This is a genomic window from Salinispora mooreana (assembly GCF_000379065.1).
GTDB lineage: Bacteria > Actinomycetota > Actinomycetes > Mycobacteriales > Micromonosporaceae > Micromonospora > Micromonospora mooreana.
The window spans coordinates 1,510,404-1,526,152 of record NZ_KB900614.1; the positions used below are offsets into that span (position 1 = coordinate 1,510,404).

12 protein-coding genes, 3 pseudogenes and 2 CRISPR repeat arrays (1 of these 17 only partly in view) are annotated in these 15,749 nt (G+C 66.9%); of the genes and pseudogenes, 2 read left to right on the forward strand and 13 right to left on the reverse strand.

What is annotated here, in order from left to right:
- Positions 1-759: direct repeats of the CRISPR family, unit length 30 nt; unit sequence GTTGCGATCCCTGGTAGGGGCGATGAGGAC (it extends 336 nt beyond the left edge of the window).
- A 112-nt stretch (positions 760-871) separates the two neighbouring features.
- From cas2 to SALPAC6_RS0107315, 8 genes are read right to left on the reverse strand one after another with little or no spacing between them, the layout of a single operon-like run.
- Positions 872-1,129: a CRISPR-associated endonuclease Cas2 gene (gene cas2, locus SALPAC6_RS0107280; RefSeq protein ID WP_223874336.1), complete on the reverse strand. Its 258-nt coding sequence runs from the start codon at positions 1,127-1,129 to the stop codon at positions 872-874.
- 9 nt (positions 1,130-1,138) lie between these two features.
- Positions 1,139-2,119 (reverse strand): type I-B CRISPR-associated endonuclease Cas1b, encoded by a 981-nt coding sequence (cas1b, locus tag SALPAC6_RS0107285; protein WP_018252765.1) that lies wholly within the window; start codon positions 2,117-2,119, stop codon positions 1,139-1,141.
- Complete coding sequence (locus SALPAC6_RS0107290; protein ID WP_018252766.1) at positions 2,119-2,613, reverse strand: CRISPR-associated protein Cas4; 495 nt, start codon at positions 2,611-2,613, stop codon at positions 2,119-2,121. The genes cas1b and SALPAC6_RS0107290 overlap by 1 nt, the downstream gene beginning before the upstream one ends.
- A complete protein-coding gene (locus SALPAC6_RS0107295) occupies positions 2,613-5,045 on the reverse strand; it encodes a CRISPR-associated helicase/endonuclease Cas3 (RefSeq protein ID WP_018252767.1) in 2,433 nt (810 codons plus the stop codon). Before SALPAC6_RS0107295 ends, SALPAC6_RS0107290 begins: the two co-directional genes overlap by 1 nt.
- A gap of 4 nt (positions 5,046-5,049) precedes the next feature.
- Positions 5,050-5,730, reverse strand: coding sequence for a CRISPR-associated protein Cas5 (cas5, locus tag SALPAC6_RS0107300; RefSeq protein WP_018252768.1), 681 nt, complete (start codon positions 5,728-5,730; stop codon positions 5,050-5,052).
- Positions 5,730-6,761, reverse strand: coding sequence for a type I-B CRISPR-associated protein Cas7/Cst2/DevR (gene cas7i, locus SALPAC6_RS0107305; protein ID WP_018252769.1), 1,032 nt, complete (start codon positions 6,759-6,761; stop codon positions 5,730-5,732). Before cas7i ends, cas5 begins: the two co-directional genes overlap by 1 nt.
- A complete protein-coding gene (locus SALPAC6_RS0107310) occupies positions 6,758-8,221 on the reverse strand; it encodes a hypothetical protein (protein ID WP_018252770.1) in 1,464 nt (487 codons plus the stop codon). Before SALPAC6_RS0107310 ends, cas7i begins: the two co-directional genes overlap by 4 nt.
- Positions 8,218-9,009, reverse strand: a complete 792-nt coding sequence (locus SALPAC6_RS0107315; RefSeq protein WP_223874426.1) for a CRISPR-associated endoribonuclease Cas6 — start codon at positions 9,007-9,009, stop codon at positions 8,218-8,220. The genes SALPAC6_RS0107310 and SALPAC6_RS0107315 overlap by 4 nt, the downstream gene beginning before the upstream one ends.
- 246 nt (positions 9,010-9,255) lie before the next feature.
- Positions 9,256-10,023: direct repeats of the CRISPR family, unit length 30 nt; unit sequence GTCCTCATCGCCCCTACCAGGGATCGCAAC.
- Positions 10,024-10,166: 143 nt separating this feature from the next.
- On the opposite strand from SALPAC6_RS0107315, the gene SALPAC6_RS0107320 reads away from it, so the two are divergent.
- Positions 10,167-11,339 carry an IS30 family transposase gene (locus SALPAC6_RS0107320; RefSeq protein WP_018252772.1) on the forward strand — a complete coding sequence of 391 codons (1,173 nt, stop codon included), beginning with the start codon at positions 10,167-10,169 and terminating at the stop codon, positions 11,337-11,339.
- A gap of 72 nt (positions 11,340-11,411) precedes the next feature.
- On the opposite strand, the pseudogene SALPAC6_RS0107325 reads toward SALPAC6_RS0107320, so the two are convergent.
- The 3 genes and pseudogenes from SALPAC6_RS0107325 to SALPAC6_RS29350 form a co-directional block, all read right to left on the reverse strand.
- A pseudogene (locus SALPAC6_RS0107325) lies at positions 11,412-11,687 on the reverse strand (ATP-binding protein); the annotation flags it as partial.
- Positions 11,683-12,499, reverse strand: a pseudogene (gene istA / locus SALPAC6_RS27390) (IS21 family transposase); the annotation flags it as partial. The pseudogenes SALPAC6_RS0107325 and istA, both read right to left, overlap by 5 nt.
- 377 nt (positions 12,500-12,876) lie before the next feature.
- Positions 12,877-13,071 (reverse strand): hypothetical protein, encoded by a 195-nt coding sequence (locus tag SALPAC6_RS29350; RefSeq protein WP_162561534.1) that lies wholly within the window; start codon positions 13,069-13,071, stop codon positions 12,877-12,879.
- Positions 13,072-13,078: 7 nt separating this feature from the next.
- Here SALPAC6_RS29350 and SALPAC6_RS27395 point away from each other — a divergent pair.
- A pseudogene (locus SALPAC6_RS27395) lies at positions 13,079-13,305 on the forward strand (ABC transporter permease); the annotation flags it as partial.
- 99 nt (positions 13,306-13,404) lie between these two features.
- On the opposite strand, the gene SALPAC6_RS0107340 reads toward SALPAC6_RS27395, so the two are convergent.
- Together SALPAC6_RS0107340 and SALPAC6_RS0107345 are read right to left on the reverse strand one after the other, a co-directional pair.
- Positions 13,405-13,887 (reverse strand): iron chaperone, encoded by a 483-nt coding sequence (locus SALPAC6_RS0107340; protein ID WP_018252777.1) that lies wholly within the window; start codon positions 13,885-13,887, stop codon positions 13,405-13,407.
- Positions 13,888-14,115: 228 nt separating this feature from the next.
- Complete coding sequence (locus tag SALPAC6_RS0107345) at positions 14,116-15,690, reverse strand: DHA2 family efflux MFS transporter permease subunit (RefSeq protein ID WP_018252778.1); 1,575 nt, start codon at positions 15,688-15,690, stop codon at positions 14,116-14,118.
- Positions 15,691-15,749 lie beyond the last annotated feature (59 nt).

Here is a 15,749-nt window from a genome sequence, read left to right on the forward strand (position 1 = left end):
TGCGATCCCTGGTAGGGGCGATGAGGACCGGATAAGGTGAGGTTCGCCGCTGTCCGGCAGGCTTTGTTGCGATCCCTGGTAGGGGCGATGAGGACACCCTCGGACGACGCAAAGTCGGAGCCGACCCCGTACCGTTGCGATCCCTGGTAGGGGCGATGAGGACGTCCGTTGCCGGCACTGCAGCACTCCTCGGCATGTCGTTGCGATCCCTGGTAGGGGCGATGAGGACACGGCGCGGCGTTGAACGAGGTCCGGATCCGGTTACAGTTGCGATCCCTGGTAGGGGCGATGAGGACCGCCGGCCCCGCCGACCGGCATCCGGTATGGCCGCAAGTTGCGATCCCTGGTAGGGGCGATGAGGACTACCTCAACCGGGCGGTGACGGTCAAGGACTACTCGTTGCGATCCCTGGTAGGGGCGATGAGGACGCGGTCCCGGCCACAGCAGGGGTCGTCTGCTCACGCAGTTGCGATCCCTGGTAGGGGCGATGAGGACCGCCCAGTCCGACCCCACCATCGCCGCCCATCTCAAGTTGCGATCCCTGGTAGGGGCGATGAGGACGAGGTCAGAGGTCACTCCGGCCAGTCCGGCGGAGGTTGTTGCGATCCCTGGTAGGGGCGATGAGGACATGAACTCCGCGCCGCCTACGAACGGTGGTGCCAGTTGCGATCCCTGGTAGGGGCGATGAGGACCGCCGAACCAGTCCAGGGCGAACCGCTGCGCCGACAAGTTGCGATCCCTGGTAGGGGCGATGAGGACCCCAACGTTAAGTCCCTGGTGATGGGCCCTCTGACTGGCCAGTTGCGTGCTCAATTTGCAGCGAACCTCCGGTAGTGCAATCTACCTCGGCATGTCGCTGAACCGGCCAAGATCACAAGATATCTGAAGGGCTGGGTTGAGACCGCCCCCACTCCTGCCGCTGACCCGTCGTGCCGGGAGGGAACGTATAGACGAGCACACTGTCGTACGACGCGTCGATCGCCCTGTCGACAGCGCTCCGAAACCGGCGCAGTTGAGCCTCGCTGAGCTCACCTTCGAACACGCTGCGTTGGACGTGATGCAGGTACTGGCGACAGGTACGCAGAATCTTAGGATTGCGGGTCGCGGCGGTGTCGTAGACGACGATCACGTACACGGGTCACCACCAGATCCGGAACGGCTTGTACGGCTCGCGTTCCAGGCAGTAGCGGGCCAGCCGCAGCGCCTCCAGGTACAGCAGTTCGTCGTAGGCGACCTTCCGGCCGAGGCTGCGGTGCTGGACCGTCTTCGCCAACTCATCGCGTACGGTCTGCACGACCAGCTTCCGGCCGTTTTCGCTGAGCATGGCTTGGTTGACGTCAGAGTCGAAGTGGTGAGGTTTGAGCTGGTCCCGGCCGGCCAGTCGCAGGAGCAGTCGTTCGGCGAACAGAGGTTTGAACACCTCGGCCAGGTCGAGGACTAGCGAGTGTCGCTGCCGCTCCATGGTGCTGTGCAGGAAGGCGATGCCGGTATGCAGTGGGGTCAGACGCAGCGCGGTCAGCACTCGGGCGTAGACGATGCCGTTGACGTATGAGATGAAGGCGTTGCCAGCGTTGCGCGGCGGTCTGCGGTGCCGGCCGCTGAGTTGCAGCCATCCGGGCAGGCGAGTGTCGAGCACCTGCCACGCGGAGCGGCGGAAGGTGCCTTCGGCGCCCATGAGTTGGCTGCTCGACTCCGCCACTCGCACCGATGTCTTCAGCGTGTCGTAGGGCTTGTCGAGCAGGTCACGGTCAACGACGCGGCGGACGTTGAACGCGGTGGCGATCACCAGGTCCCGGGCGATGGGGAGGCTGGCGTGCGGGTCGGTGGCGAGCTTGGCCTGGGCGATAACTGTCTCGCCGGAGGTGCTGGTGTCGCTGGTGAGCAGGGAGCCGGCGTAGTCGCCGTAGTGGCTGAGAAAGTGAAGGTTGACGCGATGCCGGTTGAACAGGGAGACGACGGCCGTGTTGATGTCAACGGTGGAGCAGGCAACGATGTCGCGCACGTCGGTGATGGGGATGTGAACCTTGTCGCCGGTTTCACGTTCGATGACGAGGGACTGGTCCTGCCGTCGAATGCGACAGGCGGTGGTGAGCCAGTAGGTGCGGCTCGCGGCTGGCATCAGTCACTCCAGCAGTAGTCGAGGAAGCTACATCCGCGGCAGGCGCTGCGGGTCAGTCGGGGCGGCGGGGTGTCGGCGGAGACGACGGCGAGGGCTCTGTGGATGTCGGCCCGAGCCTGTTCGACCTCGCTGGCGCCATAGACAATCTTCTTCGTACGCCGGGTCTTGGGGTAGTGCAGGACCGCCCCTTGTGCCGGGACGTCGACTTCGTGCAGCTGGTGGCAGTAGTGGATGGCCTGTGCCTCATCGGCTGGGGTGGGCCGGGTCGAGGACTTCACCTCGTGAACCCAGTGCTGGCCGTCCATGTGATCGAGTCGGGCTGCACCGAGGTCGACCGGTGCGTTGCGCTGGTAGGAGGTGTCGTGCACGGCTTCGCCCAACTGCACGGCGATGTTGAGGTGTTCGGGGCGGATGCCTCGGGCGTAGAGCCAAAGCTGCCGTTGGCAGTGGTAGAGGTACTTGATGTGCACGCCACCGATGTCTGCTTCGCGCATCAGATCACCTCGCCGGGCTGATACCGGTTAGCCCCGACGGTCCCCCGGATCGCGGTAAGGCCCCGGTCAGGGCGGTAGTCGCCATCGATGATTTCGACGCCGAGGGATCGATCCAGGCGGCTCAGGCCGACTGCCCAGCCGGGCAGCGGGATAAGCCAGTCTGCAGCGAGCAGGCGGCCTTCGGCGCGGCGGGTGGTCGAGGTCAGCGCGGCCTCATATTCGGGCAGGTCTTCGAGCAGGACCGCTTCCGTGCCGTCGAACATGCTGTCGAAGGCATCGGCGAGGTGGCTGCGATCGTCGTACGGTCGCTTGAAGGTGAGGAAAGCCTGTTGGAAGTCGACACGGGCGGTGTCGACCTGGTGCCGCCACTCCTGTCCCCAGGTGCTGGCGTAGATCTCGTCGAGCCACTTCGTGGCGTGTTCCTCGTCCACGGCGAGGTCGGCGTGCTGGTGGAGGATCCGCATCGCCGCGTGGGTGGGTTCGCTGTCGTAGACACCGTCGGCGTAGTCGACCTGCCGGCCCTCGCCGCGGCGGGGGCCGAAGGACGGCTCGTGCACGACGACGTCGGCGGGTTCCCGGGCACCGGCCCGGTTGACCCGCCCGAACCGTTGCAGCAACGCTTCCAGCGGCGCTCCGGAGGTGAACAGCAGGTCGAAGTCGACGTCGAGGGAGACCTCCACCACCTGTGTCGCCACGACGAGGCCGGGGAACCGACGCCCGGAATGGGTTCGGTGAGCGCCGTACCGGTCGATGATTTTCCGCTCGACGCGGGTGCGGTCCATTCGCCGGAACCGGGAGTGCAGCAGGATGGCACCGTCCGGGCCGTGGGCGGCGATGGCGTCGTCGGCTAGGGCGTCGAACGCTGTCTGGGCGTCGGCGACATTGTTCGCCACCATGAGTACGGAGCGGCCTGCGGTCAGGTGAGCTCGGGCTTCCCGCAGGGCCTCGTCGTCGGTGAGGTGGTGCGGGCGTAGCCGGAGCCGGTGGCGGGGCAGGGTCAGCCCAGCCGGAGCAGTGACCAACTCGACCGGATCTCCGATGGCGTCACGGACCAGGTCCGCCAGCACGGCCGGCAGGGTCGCCGACATCACCGCGACGCGACCACCGAGCCGCACCCAGATTCCCGCGCCGGCCAGGATGAAGCCCAACCGCTTTGGGTCGTACGCGTGCAGCTCGTCGAAGACGAACACCGAGTTGGCCGAATCGAGCAGGATCCCAGCGTGCGCCGGCCCCGCCAGTGCCGCGCGCAGCAGCTGGTACGGCGTACCGACCCGGACGGTTTCGCGGAAGAGTTCGGTGGCGGCGCGCCGAGCTACCGCCTTGCGGGCGGCGTACAGCGGCAGCGCTCCATCCGGGCCGGGGGTGTCCACGCTGGCGGCCTCGTCGATCGCGGTGGCGAGGTGGTACGACGCGGCGCGGGAATGCGCCACGCCGACGAGTTCCCGGTCGCCGAGTACACCGACGAGGCGGTCTGCCATCGCGTTGATCGACGCCAGGTAGGGCAGCACGAGAAAGACCCTCGGTGCTCCTGCACCGGCGGCGATGAGGTCAGTGACCTGCCGGGCTGCCCAGAACAGGCCGGCCTCAGTCTTGCCGCTGCCGGTCGGCGCCCGCAGCAACAGGTGCCCCCGCAACGCGCCGGACTGCTCTTGGTGCGGGTACGGCCGCCGGCCGTTCTCACTGAACCGCTGGCGTAGCCGTTTGGAAAAGCCCGGGCCGATGGGTTGCGTGACATGCAGAGTGCTGGGTGCCGACGACAGATGATCGGCAAGGGTGACGGCGCCCTGCAGCAGGATGGCGGTCAAGCCCTCATCGGCGGTTGCCCGGCGGCGACGCCACCGTCCCAGTACGTCGGTCAGCACCTGATGTGCTCGAGCCACGACGTCAGGGCCGGTCACCGTGTCGTCGGCACGGTCGGCGGCGAGGAGATGTCCCCCGGCGTGGATCAGCCAACGCTCGAGTGCCGCAGCCACTGCCGGGTCCACTGGGCCGAAACGCTCGCGGAAGTCGGTGAGGGTACAGCCGCCGTACAGGGTCATGATCGACCGGAGGCCGGCCCCGGTCGGGCTGGTCAGCGGGCGGTGGTGAGTGACAACCGCCTCCGCCACCCACAGCAGCAGCCCACCATCCGGCACCAACGGTGGCAGGAAGCCCAGAGACAGCACTTCGTGCCGCTCGCCCCACGGCCCGCCGCCGGTCACCATGGCCTGAAACCCGGCAGGGACCTTACCCGCGTCGTGAGTCAGCGCGGCAAGCAAGGACACCGGCCAGAACCGTTCACCCAAAATGGGTTCGATGACGGCGATCGGCCCGATCCGGCGCCGCAAGTCGACGGCCGCGCCCAGCGTGGCATCCAAGTGCTCGATGAGCAGCTCGGCCGGGCGTCCCAACCGGGCACTCTTGGCCAGGACACGGTCGAGAACCTGGTCCACCCCGCTACGCCTCCGCCAATCGCCCGGACGCTGCCGGCTCGGCGTGCGCGGGGTGAGTTGGCGGTAGCAGAACCACCACCTGACCGCCGGCGGCAGACCAGCCGGACGGCACCCGCTCGGCGGAGCCCGCCTCGTGGTAGCGGTAGTCGTCCCACCGGGTACGGGCCCGGTCGAGCGACACGGCGGTGGGCAGGCGCATCCGCGTGCCCGAACGCGTCGCCTCCCCCGGCAGCAGCGCATGGCCCTGCCGGCCGCCGCCCGGTTGCAGCTCCACCTCGCGGACCGCGACGGCGACCAGGTCCTGGCTGCGCCCCAACCGCAGCGGCCACACCGGCCGGCGTAGCCGACGCCGCCAATCGTCAAGGTCACCGACGAGCCAGACAGTGAGTTGCACCCCGGCAAGGAATTGCCGCCCCCGAGGGGTCGGATCCGGCTTACCGCCGGCCGCCGCCAGCGGATGGTACGTCTCCAGATCTTCTCCCCGCCCCCGCGCACGGAAGGCCATGGCGAAACGGGTGCCGGGGTCGACGCGCCCCCATCCGCCGGCGGCCGCCGCCAACAGTCCACCGACGGTGGCCGGTGGTGGACACGCGAGAGTCAGCTGAACGGTGGCATAGAGCGGGTTGCGGAACGAGGCGACCGGCGCGGTGACGGTCACCTCCAACGCGCTGACCGGCCCCGCCATCAGCGCTTTGGCTCCTCGAACCAGTCGTCGTGCCCACCCTGCTCGATCCGGTCGGCCAGGGCCTGCAGCATCGTCCGAGGGTGCCCGATCGTCACCTTCCCATCGGCGACCAGATCCGCCAGGTCGTTGCTCGCCTTGGCCCGCTGGTCACTCAGGAAGCCCGGGGCCCAGCCGAGGATCACCGGCGCTTCCAGCTCGTCTTCCCACGCGTGCAACTCATCCCGCAGGACGTCCGCGCGGAAGACAGTGCGCCCGTCCTGGGCGGCCAGAATGCGGGTGAACGGGTTGATCCCGCCCTTCATCGGGGCCAGCAGCAGCATTGCCGGGGTCCGGTCGCCGTAGTGCAGCGACTGCTTGGCGCCGCCCCGCAAGGCGGCAAGCGTACGCAGCAGCACCGCTGTCCGTCTGCGCCGCTCCGCGATTCCCAACCGTAGGCAGGCGGTGTCCCGGAACTGCACTTCGTCGGCTCCGGCTGCCTTGGCTTGCGCGGCTGCCGCAGCTGTCAACGCCACCTTGAGCCCGGAACCGCCGGTCTCGAACACCCCGACCCGTGGCAGATCAAGCAGCAGGTCCCCGGCCAACTCGGCGCTGTAAAACTCGTGCCAATGCAGCACCGGGTTCTCGCCCGCCGCGAGCCCCCGGCTCATCGTGCCGAAGTCTTCCTTCGGCTGCCGGGGCGTGACCGCGACCATCGTGCCGGTCGCCAGCACGGTGTCCCGCTGGCAGGTGCCCTTACCACCCTTGATCGCCACCATGTACCCGAACAGGTCATCGTCGAGATACCGATCCGGGCGGCCTTCCGTGTACGCCTGCTGCTTCTTACCGGAACCCAACCGGGTCACCGGCGACCGCTTCTCCTCCGCCGGCATCGAGTCCCGCAACCACCGCCGGAACGCCTGCGCCGACACGTACGGATAGACATCACGCCCGATCCGCATCGACTTTGCCTTGCCGACGTTGTCCTCGCTCTGACCATTGTTCGGCGCACCCGCGACGACCTCGACTAACACCTTGCCCGCCAGGAAGGTCATCGTGTCTCCCTACCCTCGACCAGGTCCTCGTCCTCCACCGCGTCCTCCTCGTCCTCGGCCAGTTCCTTGGCCGCCTGGTCCGCGTCCTGCGGCCGCCAGTCGAGCTGATGCAGCTTCTCCAGCACCGCGAACAGGAACAACTCCCGGTGGAACCACGCCTGGCTGTCCAACCCGGGATCGAACAACAACTCGTACGCACGCGTGCTCACCAACGACTGTCCCGGCACCGAGGCGCCCACGCCGGCCGTCCGCGGACCATGCAACGCCCAGTCCGCCGCCTGCCGACGCAACCATCCGCGCAGCAGAGCCGGCTTACGGAAGGCGGCGTAGAACTTGTTGAACTGCCCAGCGGTACCCTCGCCGAGCAGCTGACCGACCCGATCGGCCGTCGCCCGGATCTCCGCAAGATTCTCCTGGTCCATCCCCATGACCTCATCGACGTAGGACATACACAACGTCACCAGCTCAGACGTACCAGCCGGCAACCGGCCAGCGCACGCTCGCCGACTCAGCCAGCCACCGGCCGTAGCCACGATCCGGCCCGGATCCCGGAAAGCGTTCCGCGCCAGCGCGACCACCCCGGGCCGATCCGCAGTCTTGTGCGCCCGCAGCAGAGCGGAGTAGCCGGCCCGAGCCGCCGGCGCCTGACTAGTCCGACGAAGCCATTCCGCCAACGGTTGATCCATCACGTGCACGTCGAGCACCTGGCCGCGGTTGTTGTTGCTGTAGACCAACAACTCGACCCCGGCGTTCAGCTCATCGCGGTACTCCCGCAGAGCCCGCAGTGCGAGCACCTCCCGGGACGGCGGCTGCCGCGGTACGCCTCGCCCAACGAGAATCTCCCGTCGGTTGCGATCCACCTGCTCCGCAACGGTCCACGCCAGGAATTCCTCGTCCCAGCTGTGCAACGCCATCCCCGGACCGCCGCTCAGCTGGCTGCCGTACGGCAACGCGTAGAAACAGCACAGACAGGGCCAGCAGAGCGCCATCCCCTGATGACCACGGGGTGTGTTGTTCCGGTAGGCGTCGCTCTCCGCCAACGCCACGTCCAACTTGCCGTAGAACCCCACCCCCGGCCGACCGCACAGCACGCACGGGGCTAACGGATCCCGGGCGGAGGACGGGCGGCCCCGCCACTTCCGGACCGCGTCCGCCACTACCGATGGGGCCTTCTTGCCGTTACTCGGGTGGTTCATCGGCGAGTTCGGAAAGAACGACAGACTGCACTTCAGCCAGAACCCCTCCGGTGCCTTGCTGTCGGGGCCCGTCGCCGCAGCGACAGCATGATCAGCCATCAAGGCTGCTACCGACTCGAGGCGCCCACCCGACACCGCCGCCACGGAATCCACCTCGGCCAGCGCCGCCAACGCGTACGCACCGATGCGTTGCAGCGGATGGGCCGTAAGCTCCACGCAGTCCACCAGCGGCGCGTCGCCCTGCTCAGCCGCTATAGTGGTCACGCCTGAATCCAGCCGAAGCCCGCCGCGTTTGCCTGCCCCAACCCCCAACTCCAGATGGCCTGCAACGCCTCAACATCGCCGCTCAACCCCACTTCGATCGGTGCGCCCGGCTTGGCACCGCCGCCCACACCGAATGACCGCTTCGGCCCGACCCACGTGATCGATTCCAGCGTCACCGTGCCCTGCAGACCCAACGTCTCCACCTTGCGACGCAGGTTGCCCTGCACGTACGCCGGGAACTCCGGATCGGTCGGCAGCAGCCACACCCGCTCCCCCGACGCACCGACCTGCGATCTGGCGCGGTCTGCCGGTGCCTCGACAACGCCAGCGTTACGCCGCGCCGCTACCGTCGCGGGAACCACACCGCCGCGCTTCATGACGACCGGTGTGGCAGTCCGCAGCCTCGCTCGCCCCCCAGCGAACTCCGGTGGCGAGACCACCTCCACGTTGGCGATCCGCATCGCCACCCCGCCCCAGTCGAGCATCTCCCGCTGCCGAAGCGCTCTCGCCCACGCCTCCACCACCTCCGGCAACGGGCTACCAAACTCCACCACACCCCGACCACCGGCCGCATACCGGCCGCGCTGACGTCGCGCACCAGGAAACACCGGAGCACCGTGCGCGATCGGAGTCATGCCATAGGGCCCTGCACCCTTTTCATGTAGCCGCTCTCCGAGATCAGGATGCGCCACCGCAAGCAACTGGTACGCGATCCCCCGCCCGGGAGCCAGCACCATCGGCCACGGAATCTCCGACGCCCGCGTCACCACGTGCACCCGCAACCGCACCAGCACCTCCCTGCTCTCGTCAACGACGCGGTCACCCTAGACAGACCCACCGACAAAAGAAGTGATCTGTCACATGAACGACGCTCTGCGCCAACGCCAGATCCAGCACCCGACGGGACCGAGACCTTGATCATCTAAGCCGATTGCAGCGATACTCCGGGGTAAGCTGCAGCACCGGAGGTTCACTGCAAAATGAGCCAGCAACTCACCCAACACGAGCCCCCTGACCAGGGACTTAAGTTTCGGGTCCTCATCGCCCCTACCAGGGATCGCAACGGTTTCACGGACTGTACCGACCATCAATGTTATCCAGTCCTCATCGCCCCTACCAGGGATCGCAACGTGTTGGAGCACCGGCCCTTTCCGCTGTTTAGGGACGTCCTCATCGCCCCTACCAGGGATCGCAACAGACGTTCACGCCGCCACCCCCGGAAAGATCGACGTGGTCCTCATCGCCCCTACCAGGGATCGCAACGGCATCTGTCGGTGAGCACGCAGGCGGACAACCTGCAGGTCCTCATCGCCCCTACCAGGGATCGCAACATGCGCGGTGCCGGCCTGTCCGGGCGGGGCGGAGGTCCTCATCGCCCCTACCAGGGATCGCAACATACGCACCAGCGCCGTGTCGTGCATCTGGTGGCCGGTCCTCATCGCCCCTACCAGGGATCGCAACGTGACACCGACGAACGCCGAGCCGACAGAAGGCAGGAGTCCTCATCGCCCCTACCAGGGATCGCAACACCAGGCCGCCGCGGCAGCCACCGCCCGCAACGCCACGTCCTCATCGCCCCTACCAGGGATCGCAACAATGAGGAGGGGGCCGGTCGCTGACGGTGCATCGCGGGTCCTCATCGCCCCTACCAGTGATCGCAACATCAAGTACGGCGCGCAGAGAATGGCGATGCAGCTCTCGGGTCCTCATCACCCCTACCAGGGATCGCAACGCGTTCGCGGCAAGGCCGGTCAACGCGTGCATGTCAACGGGTCCTCATCGCCCCTACCAGGGGTAGCAACGGTTGGGGTGATGCCGGCGGCATCACGGTGTGGTCCGCGGGTCCTCATCGCCCCTACTGTCAACGCCGCCCCAATCCTGACCACCGTGGTCCGGGCGGGTTCCAGTACTTGTCGCAACACACCTGATCATGTGAGGCGTGTTGATGGGACGACGAGGACGGAAGCGCCGGCTCGAGCTGGAGACGGAGTACTGGCGGCTGCTGCAGTCAGGCATGGGTACGTTCGAGGCTTGCCGCATTGTGGGGATCGGTCGCAAGACCGGCTATCGGTGGCGCGCGGAGAGTGGTGGTGTGCCGCCGGCCCGATTGGCTGAGGGCGTCTGGTCCGGCAGGTACCTGTCGCTGTTGGAACGGCAACGGATCGCCACCCTGCGCAGGCAGGGCCTGACGATCAGGGCGATCGCTGAGCAGTTGGGCCGGGCGCCGTCGACAGTGAGTCGGGAGTTGCGCCGCAACACCCGTCCGCATGACCAGGGCGTCTATGACGGCGATCTGGCGCACGCGCGGGCCCGGCAGCGGGCTCAGCGCCCGCGGGGAGGCCGGCTACTCGCCGACATCGGTCTGCGGGCCGTTGTTCAGACCAAGCTGGAGGAGGATTGGAGCCCGCAGCAGATCGCCGCGTGGCTTCGGCAGGCATATCCCGACCAGCCCTCGTGGCACGTCTGCCACGAGACGATCTACCAGGCGCTCTACCGCGGCGGCAGAGGTGGACTCAGCCGCCAGCTCACTCGCCGACTTCGCACTGGCCGGCCGCTGAGGAAGCGGCGTCGTCGGGCCGATCAGCGCCGCTGCCGCTTCGTGGCTCCCGCACTGTTGATCGAGCATCGGCCGGCTGCGGCCATGCACCGCACCCGGATCGGTGACTGGGAGGGAGACCTCATCGTCGGTCGGCAGAGCCAGTCCGCCATCGCTACCCTGGTCGACCGCACCAGTCGATACCTGCGGCTGGTGCACCTGCCCGTCGACCGCACCGCCGAATCCGTCCGCGACGCACTCCTGACCGTACTGGCGGGACTTCCCGAGGCCGCGCGCCTCACTCTGACCTGGGATCAGGGCGCGGAGATGGCCCACCACCAGCAGATTGCACCGCTGCTGCGGGACGGGGTGTTCTTCGCCCATCCCGGCCGCCCATGGCAGCGTGGCACGAACGAGAACACCAATGGCCTACTGCGCCAGTACTTCCCCAAGCGCACGGACCTATCGCAGCACACCGCGGCCGACCTCCGCGCCGTTGAGCAACGCCTCAACAACCGGCCCCGCAAGACCCTCAACTGGCGCACCCCGGCCGACGTCTTCCATACCGCTCTGGCACCCTGACGATCGTCACCGTTGCGACGACTGCTCGAATCCGCCCCGGCTGAAAGTGGACCACCTCGGTTTGGTTGGTCTTTAGTTGTTGGTCTTGGTGGCTGCGGGGACGCGGCCGAGGTCGCGGTCTTTGAGTCGGTAGCTGTAGCCTTTGAGGGAGATGACTTCGGCGTGGTGAACGAGGCGGTCGATCATGGCTGCGGCGACGATGTCGGCGCCGAACACTTCGCCCCAGCGGCCGAAGGGTTTGTTGCTGGTGACGATCAGCGAGGCTCGTTCGTAGCGGCTGGAGACCAGTTGGAAGAACAGATTCGCGGCTTCGGCTTCGAAGGGGATGTAGCCGACCTCGTCGACGATCGGCGTCAGCGGTGATATCGACACGACGCCCGACGACCGAGGGATGCACCGAATAGTCGTTGCCGTCCAGACGCACGTAGTGATCTCGGGGCAGCCGCGTGGTCTGTCGCCAGCCGACCACCGGCGCCACCGGAGGCAGCGACAGCATCGCGGCCCGATCGGCGTCCCACCGCTGCACCGGGCGGCAGCCCAACGCCCGGTGTTGGCGGTTGTTCGCCCGCACCAGCCACTCGGTGAGCTGTGCGTTGAAGTCCTCCGGCGAGCCGAACCGACGCCCAGGCAGAAACGACGTCTCCAGATAGCCGTTGGCCCGCTCGACCAGGCCCTTGGCCTCCGGGTCCGCCGGCCGGCACTGAATCACCTTAATGCCGAGAGTGCCGCGGAAGGCGTTCATCGCCTCAGTCAGCTGCGGCCTGCCGGCCCGCCACTGCCCGACCGCGGACTCGTTATCCCACACCAGAGCCTTCGGCGTCCGCCCCCAGCCGGAGATCAACGTCCAGTGCCCGGCCAGCAGGTCCGGCGACTGCCGCGACGGGATCATCACCGCCGACAGCCACCGCGAATACCCCGACACCATCACCAACACCGGCGGCCGACCGACCTGCCCGAAACCCAACGCCACATCCACCGGCGGGAACCACAGATCACACTGCGCCAACCTCACCCGGCAGGTACTCCGTGCGCTGAGCCGGATCCGGGCGCCGGAACAACGGCCGCAACTGCTGCACCCGATCACAGAACACCGTCTTACCCCGGGTCCACCCGACCCGCTCCATGATCACCGTCGAGGGCATGTCCGGGAGCTCCGCAATAGCGCTCGTCGCTGGTGGACGGGTTTCGTCGTCGCGGCTGGCGGTGTCCGTTGAGGGGTTCGGCTAACGGACACCGCGGCGACCAGCATCACTCAAGATCAAATATTTGGCGGGCTGGGACAGCTACCCAAGCGCTGGGCCGTCAAGGGCGGGGCTATCTACGTCACGGTGATCGGTCCGCTTGCCGCGCCCGTGATCGACCGAATGAAAACCGACGTCTGATCACGGCCGTCACGCTGGCGCAGGGCGCCTTCGTGGCGGTGATCGCATTCACCGATCACGTCGGCGTCGCGCTGGTGCTCGTGGTGGATGCGGTGACATTTCATGCTGATGGCTACTGGCCACGGCCATCTCCGCGTTGGCGGCGACGGTCGTCTTCACCGCGACGACGAACGTTGCCCGGGATCTTCTTCGCCCGCGAGGACATCGGCACCACGAACATCGGCCATGGGCTGGTGGTGACCGCCCATGCCGTCGGCATGGGCGCGGCGTCGCTCCTTCTCGCCCCACACGTGCCAGTCGCCGCGCAGCCCCGCGTCCTGGCCGGGGCTGGGCTGGGCTGGGCTGCTCATGGGTATCGTGTTGACGGCGGTGCTCGTGCTCGCTCCCCTGGTGCAGCTACTGCCCGGCAAGCTCGGCGAATACGCCCATGCCTACCTGCCGACCGAGGCCGGAATCGGGATTGGCCAGGCCCTTCAGCATGGGGGAGATCTCCTCAGGCCCTGACCGGGCTTCGGGTGGCTACCCTGTGGACCGCTGCGTTGCTGGCACTTGTGGCCTTCCTCCTGAGCCGCCGCGACGCCTGATCCACTCGCGTCGCCTTGGGCGCTCCCTGCTGCCGGGGAGCGCCCAGGGTCGGACGGCTGGCCGGTAGTGCCAGCGGTCCGACCGCAGCATCGGCCCCCTCAGCCCAGGGCAGCCCGCAGTAGCCTCTTGATCGTCGCCTCGGCTCTGTCGGTCAACTCGGCCAGGGCGAACGATGTCGCCCACAGACCGTGCTCCTCGTCGAGATTCGCCTCTGGCGTGAAACCGAACGTCGAGTAGCGCTGCTTGTCTCCCTGCCCGCTGCGGAAGAAGCAGACCACCTTTCCACTCCGGGCATAGGCAGGCTGGCCGTACCACAGCTTCGGCGCCAGCTCGGGCGCGGTCTCGGTAACGATGGCGTGCAGGCGTTCGGCTATGGCACGGTCTGGCTGCTCCATGTTGCTGATCTTCGCGAGGGCATCTCTCTCGTCAGCTGCCGCCTTGTTCGCGCTCTTGCTGCGGCGAGCCTCCGACTTCAGCTCCGCCGCCCGGTCCCGGATGGCGGCGCGCTCGACGTCGGAAAGCCCCGCCTTCTGGGAATTGGCCTGCTTACTTTCCTTGCTGGCTTTTGACGTAACGCTCACGTACGCACTTCTCCTCTGGTCCGTCCAGTGGTGAACATGCTTCTCAGGCTAACCATCTAGTACGGGTACAGCCTTCTCGATTCCGAACCAATCCATCATCCGCGTGGTACCCAACGTGGTCCGCCGGCACTACCTCCTCCCGGTGAGGCGGAGACATTTCACATCGCAAACAACCCCGGCGGCGATGGCCCGAGGAGCAGGACGAACCATGATGTAGACCACCACAACCTACCGATCTTGGGAGTCACGAAAGCTCCGGATGAGGACCACCAGGACGATCAGGGCGACCAGGGCGGCGAACCCCAGGCTGAGCTGCATACCCCGGACAAAGGTGTGGTCGGCGACCTCACGAATCATCGGCACCTGGTCCGAGTCGGGATGGTCGACTGGTCGACCTGGCCCGACTATCGCCTCGAAAGCGTTCGGGTTGGTGTCGTCAACGATTTGCTCGACAACAGCAGCCCGCTCGTCACGGTCGGGAATTGTCCTGGAGAGGTCGCCGTCCAAGGAGATACCGACCCACACCGAAACGATCGTTCCCAGCACCGCGTAGCCGGCGGTGGATCCAAGACCTCGTTGGGTGGCCACGATGCCCGAGGCCATCCCGGCTCGCTCCACCGGCACCGAGTTCAACGCCAGCCCCTGCACCGGCGGGATGATCAGGGAGAGACCGGCGCCCAGAAGCAGGAAGCCCAGTACGACGGCGACGACACTCTGCGCCACCCCGACCACCATGATGGCCAGTCCGACAACGAGTAGAACCTGGCCGGCGAGGGCCGGCAGTCGGGCACCACGGCGGGCAGCGATGAAGCCGGCCACCGGAGAGAACGCCACCGATGCGAGGGAGGACGGCAAGATAAGCAGACCCGCCTCGACCGGGGAGTAGAGCTGGACGTTCTGAAAATACTGGGTGACGATCAACAACGCACCATACACAGTAAACATACCAAAAAATATGGCCATGTTCCCGAGCCGGTAGGCGCGGCTGGTGAAAAGCCGCAGATCCATCATCGGCGACTGGGTGCGGAGCTCCCGGAAAATGAAGGCTACGAGACCAACGGCGAAGACAACGAATGTCACAAGAATTATCGGCGATCCCCAGCCCAGATCATGGCCATCGATAACGGCAAAAGTAAACGCTCCGACTGTGATCACAAAAAGCAGCTGCCCAGGCAGGTCGACAACACGACGGGCTGACTCACGTGACTCGGCCACGAACCGAAGAGTGAGCCCGACCGCCAGCACGGCAACCGGAACATTGACGAAGAAGACGAGCCGCCAGCTCGCGACCTCGGTCAGTATCCCGCCGAGCGGCGGGCCGAGTGCCAGCCCGATGTCCGCGACCGCCGCAAAGAGCCCGAGGGCAAAGAAGCGCTGCCGCTTCTGCGGGAAGGTCGCCGAGACCAGGGCCAGCGCGGAGACGGTGATGACGGCCGAAGCCACCCCTTGCATCCCCCGCGCCACCAGCATGACGGTGAAGTTGGAGGTTAGTCCGGCGGTCACCGAGGCCACGATGAAGACCAACACCGCGGTCAGGTACAGTCGCCGCCGCCCGAACCGGTCAGCCACGGTGGCCGCGGGCATGATGGCGACAGCCATTCCCATGCTGTAGATGGCGACGATCCACTGCAGCCCGGACTCCCCCAAATCATAGAAGGCCTGAATTCGGGGCAGCGCCACATTCGCTACCAGCACGTCGTGCAGGGTGATGAAGACACCAAGACCAGCGGCGACGATTGTCCACTTCTGGGCTCGCGTCCATGAGCGGGCCTCGCCCGTCGCGGTGTCAGCCCCAGTATCCACAAAATCACGGTAGGCGGATCATCGATGATCCGTGGGTGAATGGACGCTTCCGTGCGGCC